Origin of the sequence: Polaribacter sp. BAL334 (assembly GCF_015767435.1) — a bacterium.
Taxonomy (GTDB): domain Bacteria; phylum Bacteroidota; class Bacteroidia; order Flavobacteriales; family Flavobacteriaceae; genus Polaribacter.
The window spans coordinates 1-13,936 of the sequence record NZ_JADWOV010000196.1; the positions used below are offsets into that span (position 1 = coordinate 1).

Annotated in this window: 10 protein-coding genes and 1 pseudogene; 4 read left to right on the forward strand and 7 right to left on the reverse strand. The window is 32.1% G+C overall.

Going from position 1 to position 13,936, the window contains the following annotated elements:
* The first annotated feature begins 3 nt into the window (after window positions 1–3).
* The 3 genes and pseudogenes from IU405_RS15845 to IU405_RS01065 all read left to right on the forward strand — a co-directional run.
* Window positions 4–96, forward strand: coding sequence for an integrase core domain-containing protein (locus tag IU405_RS15845; RefSeq protein ID WP_410896734.1), 93 nt, complete (start codon window positions 4–6; stop codon window positions 94–96).
* Between the two features lie 54 nt (window positions 97–150).
* On the forward strand, window positions 151–1,581 hold the full coding sequence (locus IU405_RS01060; RefSeq protein WP_197436778.1) for a serine hydrolase domain-containing protein: 1,431 nt from the start codon (window positions 151–153) through the stop codon (window positions 1,579–1,581).
* Between the two features lie 372 nt (window positions 1,582–1,953).
* Window positions 1,954–2,097 (forward strand): annotated as a pseudogene (locus IU405_RS01065) (tyrosine-type recombinase/integrase); the annotation flags it as partial.
* A gap of 888 nt (window positions 2,098–2,985) precedes the next feature.
* Here the strand turns inward: IU405_RS01065 and IU405_RS01070 are convergent.
* Window positions 2,986–3,381: a hypothetical protein gene (locus tag IU405_RS01070; protein WP_197436780.1), complete on the reverse strand. Its 396-nt coding sequence runs from the start codon at window positions 3,379–3,381 to the stop codon at window positions 2,986–2,988.
* Between the two features lie 199 nt (window positions 3,382–3,580).
* The gene (locus IU405_RS01075; RefSeq protein WP_197436781.1) at window positions 3,581–3,841 is read right to left on the reverse strand and encodes a hypothetical protein; all 261 of its coding nucleotides are present in this window, start codon (window positions 3,839–3,841) and stop codon (window positions 3,581–3,583) included.
* A 319-nt stretch (window positions 3,842–4,160) separates the two neighbouring features.
* Here IU405_RS01075 and IU405_RS01080 point away from each other — a divergent pair, with 319 nt between their 5' ends.
* Window positions 4,161–8,294: a glycosyl hydrolase gene (locus tag IU405_RS01080; protein ID WP_197436782.1), complete on the forward strand. Its 4,134-nt coding sequence runs from the start codon at window positions 4,161–4,163 to the stop codon at window positions 8,292–8,294.
* 233 nt (window positions 8,295–8,527) lie between these two features.
* On the opposite strand, the gene IU405_RS01085 is transcribed toward IU405_RS01080, so the two are convergent.
* From IU405_RS01085 to IU405_RS01105, 5 genes are all read right to left on the reverse strand, one after another.
* A complete protein-coding gene (locus IU405_RS01085) occupies window positions 8,528–8,911 on the reverse strand; it encodes a hypothetical protein (protein ID WP_197436783.1) in 384 nt (127 codons plus the stop codon).
* A 239-nt stretch (window positions 8,912–9,150) separates the two neighbouring features.
* On the reverse strand, window positions 9,151–9,447 hold the full coding sequence (locus IU405_RS01090) for a nucleotidyltransferase family protein (RefSeq protein ID WP_197436784.1): 297 nt from the start codon (window positions 9,445–9,447) through the stop codon (window positions 9,151–9,153).
* Window positions 9,448–9,605: 158 nt separating this feature from the next.
* The gene (locus IU405_RS01095) at window positions 9,606–10,142 is read right to left on the reverse strand and encodes a hypothetical protein (RefSeq protein ID WP_197436785.1); all 537 of its coding nucleotides are present in this window, start codon (window positions 10,140–10,142) and stop codon (window positions 9,606–9,608) included.
* A gap of 129 nt (window positions 10,143–10,271) precedes the next feature.
* Window positions 10,272–12,974, reverse strand: a complete 2,703-nt coding sequence (locus IU405_RS01100; protein ID WP_197436786.1) for a phosphoenolpyruvate carboxylase — start codon at window positions 12,972–12,974, stop codon at window positions 10,272–10,274.
* A gap of 322 nt (window positions 12,975–13,296) precedes the next feature.
* Complete coding sequence (locus tag IU405_RS01105) at window positions 13,297–13,710, reverse strand: hypothetical protein (RefSeq protein ID WP_197436787.1); 414 nt, start codon at window positions 13,708–13,710, stop codon at window positions 13,297–13,299.
* Window positions 13,711–13,936: the final 226 nt, after the last annotated feature.

Sequence of the window (13,936 nt, forward strand, 5' to 3'; positions counted from 1 at the left end):
GATATAAGTCAAGAGTGGATAAACGATTACAATTACAATAGACCACATAAATCACTTAAAAATAAATCACCAATTGAATACAGATTAAATGAATAAAAATTCTATTTTTGAATGGATCGAATTTAAGGGAAGCTTACATATGCAGACTTGATGGATAGTATATTCATCAAATCTTCAACCAGGTTTAACATCGCTTCTAATGGTAAACAATTTACAGCTTTGGCAATATTGACATTGATGAATCAAAAGAAACTAAAACTTGATGATGATATTAGAAAATGGTTTCCAACGATATATCCCACTATAAAAGAGAATATAACAGTTCAAAGTTTGTTAAATCATTCAAGTGGAATCAGAGACTGTTATGATTTATGGTCATTACAAGGCTATACATGGTGGGAAAAATCTTTTGATAACAAGGATGTTTTGGCATTGATTGAAAAACAGGTCGATTTGAATTTTAAACCCAACACCAAATATTTGTATAGCAATACCAACTACATTTTATTGGCGCTAATTGTCGAAAAAGTTGCTAAGAAAACATTTGCTGATTATACCAAAGAACTATTTCTCCAATTAAAAATGCCAAATACTTCTTTTGAAAGTAATTACACAAAAATCTCAGGACAAATAGCGAGAGCCTATTTTAATTTTGGCAGCTGGACAACCTACAATTGGATTTGGAATGTGGTTGGTGATGGTACTATTTTTTCTACTTTGGAAGACCAAATTCAATGGGAAAAATTAGTACAAGGTAAAGGAAGCACTACTTTTAAAAGAGAAATAATTGCACAAAGTCAACAAGTTATTTTAAACTCAAATTTTAAAAATTATGGCTATGGACTTGAATTTGGCAAGTATAAAGAGTTGGATTACACATTTCATGAAGGAGCAACTGGTGCTTGGAAAGCAACTACAATTCGATTTCCTGATAAAAAAACAGCTATGATAACACTAACAAATACGGGTAAATCAATTCCATACAATCAAACAAGACAAATGGCGGATGTTATTTTAAACTTACAACCCACAAAAACATATTTTGTTACAAAACCAACAAGCATAGGTAACTATATTAGTGAGGATGATATTTTGGGAACTTACCTTACAGAGAATGATTTTGCATTTACATTTGAAAAAAGAGATGGAAAAATATATCTGAAAAGAGTTGGTAGAAATGATGTGGAATTAGAACGTGAAGCTGCTAATATATTTCACCAAAAATTTGATACAGCTTTTAAACAAGAATTTACAACCAATACAAATGGGAAAACACAGGTAACAGCGTACTATACAAATCATGCACCCTATTCATTGACCAAAGTAGACGAAATAGAGAAAGATGTTGATTTCAATAGCATCAATGGAAATTATTTGAATTCAGAGACAAATACAAGCATTACAATCAAACATTTGGATGCTAAAAATTATGAAATAACGTTACAAAATGATTATAAAGCGGTAGGGTTGCTAGTAGCTACTTATAAAATGATTGTTGACTTTTATACCATAGAGTTTATAAATGGTGGTTTATTTCTAAATGGAGATCGCATAAAACAAGTACTCTATACAAAACAGTAATTAGTGGTTTATACATAGCCGTTTGCCATATACAAAAGGTCGTCTACAAACACCTAAAGCACAACTTGCAACTCCCTCAGTGCCCAACTGCTATTCCCTCAGTGCGCAGTCGCAATTGGGCACGTGGGCAACTACCTATTAATTGTATAAGTATTGACTATTTATAATAGTAATATCTACTAAATATTGTACTATATACTTAAGGATATAGTATAATGTTTATCAATAAATAGTAGTATATTTAAACAATAAATAGTACTAAATTTAGGTAGTCCTCACGGTGCGCAATTGCAGTTGGGTACGTGCCCGATGGCAACAACTCACTGAGGGAGTTGTGACATAGCAAGTGGTTATTTGATTTGAACTTGAACATATAGTTTTGCAACTCATTTGCTCGAAATCGGAACAGACATTCGCTACATTCAACAATTTTTGAGACACTCAAGTGTCAAAACCACCACTATTTATAAATCGCTCACGCGAGCGTCTCGCTCGTGGTTATATATTGGTAAATGATTAATTATTTATTTTTTGTGTTTATTTTCTTTGTGGGTACGAGCGTGACGCTCGCACTAGCGGGGGATTTTCCTAAATGCTAAAGCAAATTTTCTAAATGCTAAGGAAAGTTTCCTAAATCAGGTTGCAAGATTTCTAAGTTGGGTTACTAGTTTTCTAAATTCGATTGATAGATTTTTTTTGAGTTTTTTCAAAAAATAAATCCCGCTAGGGATTTCATATGTATAGCCAATAGTTTTAGGTGTTTGGTGCGACCCCTCTTGGGGTCGAATGAATCGTTATCAATTATTTTCTATAGATATATGAATCCTATGGATTCTTTATTTGATATGGATCTAAAATAATAGTATTTAGATTGAGTTTCTATTTTTTAGAGGTTTATTGTGAATGAAATTAATTTATTGTTTGATATTTAGAATTGGCACGGATTTCAAATCCGCGCTATTGGGATTTAGACATTGCTATAGCAATCATTATTATGATATATAGAAATGGAATTGCACTTAAAAACAAACAAATAAAATTATTTTTTAATTCAGATTTATGCTTTGATATCAAAAGTATTGTATTAATGAATGAATATAAAATTCCACAATAAAACATAAATAAGGAAATCGTATTTCCATAATGATAAATCCAAGTTCCACGATAAGATTCAACGAAATATCCCAAAAGCATTGCAATTAAACAAATTCCGACAATCAGAATTCCGCTTTTTTTGTTACAATTTATATTTCGAATTCTAATATTCATTTATTTTTCAAATTATACACCGCTCACGCGAGCGTCTCGCTCGTGATTATTTATTGGTAAATGTATTAATAATTTATTTTTTGTATATTTTCTTTGTGGGTACGAGCGTGACGCTCGCACTAGCGGAGTAATCCACTATCGTGTATTAAATTTAGCAAAACTAAAAAAAAGCAAAGCAAAACTTAATATTATATATATCCAAAAAAGTTTTGTTTTTATTGATTTTAATTTTTTTGGTGCTTCATCATATGTTTTCTCGATAAGCAAAAACTTTCTATTTCTTACAAATAGAAAATAATTTATTCCATAGAGAAATAGTATTGTTCCAATTGCTATTTCTTTTGATATAGTAGTGGGGCTAAAAATTTTTAGCCAATGTACTAACAAAATTAAAATAGTCATTAAATTAATAAATTGTAAAAATGAAAGAGAAAAAATAGTTAAAGTAGCTGGCATCCTCATATGTGAAGCCAAATTTTTTTCACTCTTTTTTGTTATTTTGTATAATTTGTAATAAATATATTTATACATTTTTTAATGTATTATAAAGTAAATGTGGATTTGCTAACCATGCCCAGAACAATATTTTTTGCAGAGCTAAAATAATAATCTTCTTGCAATGTATCTTTTGTTTAAAAAATTATTCTGAATGTAATTAATTTATTGTTTGATATTTAGAATTGACACGGATTGCAAATTTGCGCTATTGGTATTCATCTAAACTTAAATTCTATGCTAAATGCTTTAGGTTTTCTTTAAAAACAATTCTATCGTCTGTACATTTTGCTCTTAACCAATTTAAAGGCTTCTTGGAAACTTGAAGATCTAATAAGTCTTTTATTTTGTCATAATTCAAAATTTTCAAATCCTTTTTCCTAATGATAACCTCAATAAAATCATTTGGGTCAAGAAAAAAATCCGTGTTCAAATTATATTTTACAAAAGACTCATCTTCGCTCAGTTTAAAAGCTTTGTAATGAAAAGCAGTCATTAATTTAAATGTTTTAAAACGTCTTGGTACTAAAACGGTTTTTTATTAGTAAATTAATTTATAGTTACTTTTTATTTTCTTTATGGGTAAGAGCGTGAAGCTCGCACTAGCGGGGCAACTTCATCTAACTTTTTTAATCATTAAAAACACGCATTTCCTCAGCCCAAAGTACTCCTTTTTTCAATAACCACAAAAATCAATACCCAAAAAATATTGAAACCTCAATAGCTTCATTCCTTTTTTGGTTGTATTGTTTTTGTATTGGTGTGTTTTGGGATTTTGTTTTTAAAAAATGGTAGTTTAGCAAAAAATATATTTTATGCAATTTACAGTAGTACACCGTTTTCTTACATCGATTCTTTTTCTTTTTTCCATCAGCTTTTTTGCGCAAACTACGCAAGTAGGCAATGGAAGTTATACCAACACTTTTCCTGGGACAGACATTGCAGGACGAAATGGGTTTCCATCTGGAGCACCTCAATTGAGTGGCAATGCCATTGGCAAACCTGTGCCAACCAATGATTGGTGGTCTAAATTAGTGAAAGAAAATCATGCGGATAATTTGTTCAATTATCCAATGACCTTAAAAACTACCAATAATGGATTGATTGTAACCTACATTCCTTGGGGTGTGATTGGTGATTCTGCGCCTATTGAAGTGAAATTATCAGGATTGGCAACCACACAAACCACGGTTTCTGATTATTCTGATTGGACAGTGACCATGAATTGGAAAGATGCTTCTCGCGAACTGAAAGCAACTGCAGGAATTGGCATGCCTTTTTTGTATTTTGAAAAAGAAGCAGACGATGTTGTGGAAATAAAAGTAAACTCAGGAACTGCAACTATCAATAATGAATTGTTAATCATCGAAAATGCAGCTGCTGGAGCTGATTTTGTTTTCTATGCACCAACAGGAAGTACTTGGACAAAAAATGCAAGTATTTATACTTCTTCATTGAGTGGAAAAACCTATTGGTCTATGGCAATGTTGCCTCAATCTAACACGAATGTGAGTTCAGTAGCGCAAGAATACAAGCAATATGCCTATGTTTTTCCTACAAATACAACTACTTCATGGAATTTTAATCCGTCAACTTCAAAAGTGATTACTGATTTTTCAGTAACAACCTCTGTAAAAGAAGGTACTGAAACCGAAATTTTGTTGGGATTGTTGCCTCATCAATGGAATAATTTGTCAAGCGCTTCTGCAATTCCTAACAAATATACCTATAGTTCTGTGAGAGGTGCAATGAAAACTATGAAAGGAAATGCGTTTCAAGTGGAGCATACCTTCAAAGGAATTTTACCAACCTTGCCTTATTTGGCGAACTACAGTGTGGGATTCAATCCTGCCAATTTGGATAGTAAAATTGCAAGTATCGAAAATGATGGTTTGTCTGATTGGACAGATTCATACAACGAAGGTCAAGTGATGAATCGTTTGATTCAAACTGCACGAATTGCAGATCAAATGGGGAATACCACTGCCAGAAATAAAATGATTGCCACAGTAAAACAGCGTTTGGAAAACTGGTTGTCTCATCAATCAGGAGAAAAAGCATTTTTGTTTTATTACAATTCAACATGGTCTGCGTTGTTGGGATATCCCTCAGGTCATGGACAAGATACAAACTTGAACGACCACCATTTTCATTGGGGATATTTTATACATGCAGCTGCTTTTATGGAGCAATTTGAACCTGGTTGGGCTTCGCAATGGGGTGGAATGATCAATTTGTTGGTGCGTGATGCAGCTTCCTCTGACAGAAATGATACAACGTTTCCTTTTTTACGAAATTTCAGTCCGTATGCAGGGCATAGTTGGGCAAACGGATTTGCAACGTTTCCTCAAGGAAATGACCAAGAATCTACTTCCGAAAGTATGCAATTTGCGTCTTCTTTGATTCATTGGGGAAGCATCACCAACAATACTGAAATTCGTGATTTGGGAATTTATATTTATACCACCGAACAAACTGCAATTGAAGAATATTGGTTTGACATGTATGATCGCAATTTTAGACCCGAGCAAACCTATAGTTTGGTGTCTAGAGTTTGGGGAAATTCCTATGACAATGGCACTTTTTGGACATCAGATATTGCAGCTTCTTACGGTATTGAATTGTATCCGATTCATGGAGGTTCTTTGTACTTAGCGCACAATCCAACGTATGTGACCAAACTTTGGAATGAAATTACTCAAAATACAGGCATTATTGGAAATCAAGCAAATCCTAATTTGTGGCATGATACCTATTGGCAATTTTTGTCATTCATCAATCCGCAAGCGGCTATTGATTTGTATGATGCCTATCCAGATAGAAGTTTGAAATTCGGAATTTCGGATGCACAAACCTATCATTGGTTGCACAGTATGAATGCTTTAGGAACGTTGAATCCAAGTATTACTGCAGATTATCCAATTGCGGCTGTTTTTGTCAAAGACGGAAACAAAACCTATGTGGCTCATAATTATACAAACGCTCCTAAAACGGTCACTTTTTCTGACGGATTTCAGCTAGAAGTTCCTGCTCGTGAAATGGCAACTAGTAAAAATGTGACTGTTTCTGGCGTAATTAGCACAAGTTTTACGCAGGCTTTTGCCAATGGAAGTGTAGATTTGACAGTAACCACTTCAGGTTCTGGAGTTTCGAAAGTGGAGTTTTTTGATGGAAATACCTTGATTGGTTCCAAACTTACAGCGCCTTTTGTGTTCAAAGCTGAAAATCTTACTTTGGGAGTTCATGGAATGTATGCCAAAATTTATCAAAATGCTGATTTTGCGGTGAGCAATATTGTAAAAATTCAAGTGGGAGAACAACTCCCATTTTTGGATGTTGCTTTTCAAATTCCTGGAATCATTGAATCTGGAAATTACGACAAATTCGAAGGAGGTTTGGGTCAAAATATTGCTTACGTAGATGGTTCTCAGATTAACGAAGGTGATTATAGAACCAATGAATATGTAGATGCTGCAGATTCAGGTAGTGAAGGAAAAACCATTGGTTGGTTGGCTGCAGGTGAGTGGTTAGAATATACCATTGATGTACAAACTGCTGGAAAATACGATTTGAATTTGAGATATGCTTCCGGAAATTCAAATGGAGGAGGTCCTTTTTATTTTGAGATTGATGGCAAGAAAATTAGTGCAGATATTACAGTGCCCACTTCTGGAAATTGGAATACTTGGGCTACAAAAACAGTAAATAATATTGAGTTTACACAAGGAAAACACATTTTGCGTTTGGTGATTTCTAGTGGCGAATTCAATCTTGGAAAGCTAACTTTTAGCTATGCAAGTCCTTTAGGATACACTACACCTGTTGCCAATGCAGGTGAAAATATCGTGGTTATTTTGCCAGCCTCTACAGCAGTTTTAAACGCTTCTGCAAGCTCGCATCCAGAAAATAAAACACTTACGTATGTTTGGGAACAAGTTTATGGGCCTTCTGTGATTGCTTTTGACAATCTAAATTCGGCAACTCCAACCATTTCCAACTTGGAAAAAGGGATTTATAAATGCAAAGTTACTGTCAATGATGGAAGCTATACTTCGTTTGACGAAATGTTGGTCATTGTGCAAGAAACGTCCAATGCAATTCCTGTAGTGAATATCACATCACCCACAAACAATAGTTCTTTTTCGCAAGGAACAGCCATCAATATCACAGCATCAGCCTCTGATTTGGATGGAAGCATTGCAAAAGTGGAATTTTATGACGGAGAAACTAAAATAGGAGAAGATACCACTTCGCCTTTTTCATTCAGTTGGAATGGTGCAAGTGTAGGAAATCATTCGTTGAAAGCCATTGTCACAGACAATGAAGGCGCTACTGCCACTTCATCTATCATTTCAATTTCAGTGCAAGAAGTAAAAAAATGTGTGGAAACTTCGAATGTTGCGCAACAAGGAAGTTTTTCAACAGGATACAAAGCCACATTTGAAACCATTGGAACGAGTGTAAAAATCTCATTTGAATTGTTAGACACCAATAGAGCAGGAGTGATTGCTTATTTATGGAAACAATCGCCTTTTGGAGAAGTGCAAATGGATCTTGTTTCAGGATTGACGTTTACGAAAACCATAGGTGGACTTGCAGATGGTGAAACCATTTCGTATGCTTGTAAATTTGCGTTTGCGGGTGGATTAGCAGTGACAAAATACATCACTTATAAAGTTGGTACTAGCTGTGAAACGCTATCTATTAGCGATGAAATTTTAGAAAATGAAATTACCATTTTCCCAAACCCAGCAAAAAGTCAGTTGCATATTCGTGCAACATCCGTAGAAATAGCTTGTGTAGAAATCTATTCTACTTTAGGAACTTTGGTTAAAAAGGTTTCTAAAAATAATGCACCTATCAACATTGAAGAAATTTCAAGTGGGTTGTATTTGGTGAAAATCTATACTGAAAAAGGCATTGTGATAAAACGATTTTTGAAGAATTAGAGAATGCTTTTCTAAATCTTATTTCTTTATTAGATAAAATTAAACACCTGACAAACCCGAAACTTTGGGACTGTCAGGTGTTTAAAATTTAGTAGTATTGAAAGCTGAAACTTTGTTTTAAAATTAGCTTGAAATTGCTTGTTTTTTGACTTAGTTTTTTTTGTGCGTAGGCTTTTCTCAATTCTTTTTCAGAAATAATTCAATTTTTTTAGTTCATGTTGGTTTTTCCGTTTTTAACCTAAATTTTTTAAAATAATAAAGATTAAAATTATTAATCCAAGTGCAATTCGGAATTTTTTTTGTTGTCTGGCTTTTTTCGGAAATCCATCTTTTTTTAATTCCCACGAAAAGGTAATTTCTATTAAATTCCAAAAAGGTTGAGAAATAAAATCGCAAAGATGATAACCTTGATTTGCTTTCGTTTGTTTCTTAATTCTATCTCTCTTTTTTGACAGATATTTAGCAGTTTCAATTTTTTTCGGTTCTACTTTCCGAAATATTAATTCGTTATTCGCAAAACGAACAGCAATTGGTTGCCATTTTTCAGGTGAACTTACAATATTTAGTAATTCATCAGTCGTCATTTCTTTAATTGACTGTTTAAATTTATCTTCCATTTTATTTAGATTCACTTTTCTTAAATTCTATAACGAATTTTTTTTAGCTTACTTACAACTATTAAATACACACAACTTCAAATACCCTTTTTTAAATTTTCTATTGCGCACAATAGTTCTCTAAAGTAACTATTTTTTATAAAGTAACAAAATCAAGAAGTTGAGGTAGAGAGAAACTGAAAACTTTTCAGCTCAATTGTAGGAATACTTTAATATGTTTTAGATACTCTTTTGGCTCTTTAGACATATTGAACCTCATTTAAAATTTTTGGACCAATGTATGGACTTAATCCATTTTTAGTTACAACTTCTATTTTCTCGTTTTTGAAGATTTTTTCGAATAAATCATATACAGCCATGAAGTTGTCAAAGTTTTCTTTTTCAGGTTCAAAATCAATAAGCAAATCAATATCGCTTTCGTTTGATTGTTCATTACGAATGTATGAACCAAATAAGCCAACATTTTTAATGCCAAACTTCGAAAGCTCTAATTTATGAGATTTTAGCGTTTTTAATATGTGTTCTTTTGTGGTCATTTTAAACTTTTATCAAATATACAAAAGTTTGTGTTTTGAAAATTGGGTGTTGAAAAATTAGCAGATAAGTGATTGTTTATAAAAAGTTGGGAAAAATGCAACTGATTTAGGTTATGCTAAAAGTAGCAATTTTCTCGGTGTTATTTATGTACTTTTATTTAAGTCATCCATGTGTCATATTCAACTATTACAGTCCAAATTCCATAAACTTTTTTCAAAAAATATCTATGACCGTATGCGCTTCCACTAAATTTCCAGTAATTTATGGAAATTACACAATTTTCATAATTATTATCAAAAATCGGCTCACTTATTGAAATAATATTTTGTCTTTTTCGAGTTTTTTTGAATATTAATTTAACATCTTCTTTGGTCAAACACTTATTGATTTTAATAAAGTCAGAGCTATAATTCAATTCGCTTATTAATTTCGAATTCCAAGTTCCTTTGCTACTTTTTGTTCCATTTTGCTCAATCTCGTTTAGAATATTTTTAGGGACTTTAAGTCCAGTCTGTTCTATAAAATCTTTTTGGTCAAATGAAATTTTTGGTTTTTCACATTGGATATAAATTCCTAATGTCCCTTTTCCAATTTCGTGGTCAATAATTTTTCTTAAAACGTCAAATTCCGAGCTATTTTGAGAATAACTCAAAGTTGAAATTAGTATCAGAATTATGTTTAAAGTTCGTTTCATCGGTATTATCAACAACTTGTTAATATCCGCAACTTCAAATATCCTTTTTCAATTTTCGATTGCGCACAATGGTTGCCCAAAGTAACTATTTTTTATAAAAAATCAACAAGTTTGAATTCTAAATTTTAATCAACCCGTATTTTTCAATCCACTAGACAATGAGTTGATAATGCTTAGTAATTGCGTAAGCATTTTTTCTTTTTCAGGACTATTCTCATCAGTCATGGCTCTCCATTCTTTCAAATATTTGATGTGAAGTCTATTCAAAATTTGCAGTTTGTGATCTCTCCAAGTCAAATTATCATATTGTCCTTCTCTTCTGCTCAAAGCTTTTTCGCCAAAAAGTTCGGCAATCATGGTAAATCCATTGTGATAATCTGTCAGAATTTTATCCATAAAAACAGTTCTTTCAGTAATATTTTCATCCAAATCAGCATACATTTCCATCATTTCAACATTGGATAAAATCAAATTGGTCTCTGTTTGAATCATCAAAAATTTCAGAAATGTCCAATCGTTGATGCTAGATTTTAGGGCTTCAAATTCAGAAGGTTTTTCTTCTTTCAGCTGTTTGAGAGCGCCCCCTAAACCATACCAACCCGTTAATGTAATTCTGGAAAGATTCCAACTAAACACCCAAGGAATTGCTCTTAAATCGTTCAAGGTTCTTGTGCCAGTTCTTCTTGCGGGTCTTGAACCAATTTTACTTTTTTCCAACACATCAATGCAAGTAGCTTTTCCATAAAATTCTATGAAACCTGGCGTATCAATAAAATCTCGATAATGTTCAAAAGATTTTTTTGCTAAATATTCCATAGTTTCCATTGGAAATTGAGTTTTATATTCAGCCAAAGCACTATCAATACTTTGTTTGGCAACTCCAGATGCTAAGGCATTCAAATTGTACGTTGCCGTTAATGGATTTCCAAAAAGTTGCGCAATTGTTTCTCCTTGAACCGTAATTTTAATAGTATTATTGACAGTATTTAGAGGCATACTTTCTAAAAAACGATGGTATTTTCCACCACCTCTACTAATGGTACCTCCAGCTCCATGAAAGAAATAAATTTCTGTGTTGTTTTTGCTTCCAATTGCTGCCAGTTTTTCTTCTGCTTTGAACAAATTCCATTTGCTGGCAATGGTTCCTCCGTCTTTATTACTATCACTATAACCCAACATCACTTCTTGTTTGTTTTCAACCAATACAGCACGTTTTTGAGTAATAGGATGTTGTAAAAATTTCTCTAAAATTTTTGGACCATTTTCCAAATCTTCAATAGTTTCTAATAATGGAACTACTTTGATGTTTGTATTTAATAATTGTGTTTCACGCAACAAAACATAAACAACTAACAAGTCGCTCAAATTACGTGTCATACTCACAATAAAAGAACCAATTCCTTCAGCACCAAATTGATTGATGTGATTTCGAACCACTCTGTAACAATCCAATACATTGTCAGCTTCTGTTCCATAAGAAACTGTAATATCTGTGATAGGAGCGTGATTTTCTAACAAAGCATTTAAAAAATCAACTCTTTTTTCTTCGTTCCAATGTTCAAAATCACTGTCTTTTTCTCCATTTGCTTTTAGAATTTGACTGATGGCTTTGTCATGAAAAGCACTATTTTGTCTGATATCTAACGTTGCCAGATGAAAACCAAAACAATGAACGGCTCTTTCAATAGGAAATAACAAATCTTCTGCTAACCCTTTGTAACCATTTTCATTCAATATAGTTCTTAAAAATTTTAAATCAGCAGCCAAATTTTTGCTGGATTTATAATGTGCATTTGCATCTGTATTTTTGCCTAAAATGGTGTTTTCTAATTGCACTAAAACTAAGCTAACATACTGTCTCCAAGGTTCGTATGGATTTCTTTGAATGGCTATTTTTCCTTCATCACCCAAAGCCATTGCTTTTGTTTGAATGGCATCAGACAATAAAAAAGGGACAGGATTGCTAATTGCTGAAACTGATAATTTACTAGCTAATGATGTTAAATAGGTTTTTAAAAGTGCCAATGCATTTTTTCGATGCAATAAAAGTGTTTCTTGCGTAATTGTGGGCGTCACAAAAGGATGTCCATCTCTATCTCCACCAACCCAACTTCCGAATTTTATTTTTGGGAAATTCTCAGGATTTTTAATTTTATTCGGATTCAATCCCATTTCAACCCAAGAACCTTTCAATTGTTGATCACTTTTTTTGAGCACATTTGGAAATACTTTTCTCAAATAGTGAATGGTATTTGCACGTTCATCTCTAATGGTAGGTTTTTCTAAATAAATTTCTCCAGTTCTCCACCATCTTTCTAGCAAATGAATGATTTTTTCTTTGATCTCATTTTGTTCAATTTTACTAAAAGACGAATTTTCTCTTTGCACCAATAAAAGGTACAATTCACGATGAATTTCGATAACAGTAACTCTTTTAGCTTCAGTGGGATGTGCTGTCAAAACTGGAATTACAGTGGTTTTTGCAATTGCTTCAAACATTTGATTTTCATCAATTCCCTTTTCTTTCCAGCTATGCAACGCTTCACCCCAAGAACCTCTAATGGAAGAAATATTTTCTTCGTTTTCCATTTTTCTTCGGTATTGAGTAGCTGCATTTTCTTCCACTAAGGTCATTAATTGAAAATAAATGCTCAACGACTGAATGAGTTTTTCAACAGGAATTTGTTCATTTTCAATAATGGAAAAATCCTCAGGATTGCTTTCTATAAGTTTGATAGTTTCAGTTTCGTTGATTCTCGACAACATTTCAACATAACAATTGATGATAAAATGTCTGTCATTGGTAATTTTTTGGTATGGATGATTGCTCATAGTTTTTTATTAGAGTAGTTGGCTTCTAAAATAGAGAAGCTTTTTTTATTCACCCAAATTTACTTATTAAAAGAAAGGTTTCAAAATCTTTTTTATAGAATTTATGTCGCTCTTTGAGCGACACTTTTATAAATTTTTTCCGTCCTTTTTTGTTTTTGAAAAGGATGATTATCAATACTTGTATTTCAAAAATGGTAAAAAGAAACTCACAACTTTTGATTTGAGGTAGTTTTAGAGTTTTGAGTAAATGAAAAGTAGCTATTTTTGGATAGCTACTTTTTTTATGATAGTATTTAATTTATGCAGTTATTGAAATACTCCCTCAGTTTTTTTCTAAATAGAGAGTTTTTTTATTTCCGTTTTTTTCTATTATATATTTTACAACATATTCTTGTTCAAAAAGAATTTCATAAACTTCAGGATTATTTTTTGAAACTTTTACTTTAAATACTCTTCCAATATTATTTTCTCCTTCAAGAGTTTTTGTTGTTTTTCCAAAATGTTTTTTTCCCTCGTACATAAACCAAAACTTATACATAAATTGAGGTCCAACTCTCATTCCACTTAAAATTCGTTTTTTTTCATATATTTTCCCATAAGTTTCAATGGAATTCATATTGAATTCAACTTTCTGAATAACAAAATAAAAAATAGTTACTAATAAAATAAAGACTCCTAATTTCCAACTATTTTTTTTATAATAATTCCAAGTTTTAGAAGACTTACTTTCTTTCATTAATGTTTTCTTTCAAATTAAAATAACGGTTAGTATATGAAAAGTAGGCGATTTTGAAGCACCAAACTTTCGGTTAAGTACAAACTTTGATACGAGCCAAAAGTCTTGAATTTACTACTATTTCGCCTATTTTTTATATACATTGTTGTAGCACGTTTTTAGTCTATTATTCTATCAAATGTTTTATATATAAATTCAGTTGATATTGAATCTTTAACAATTTTAA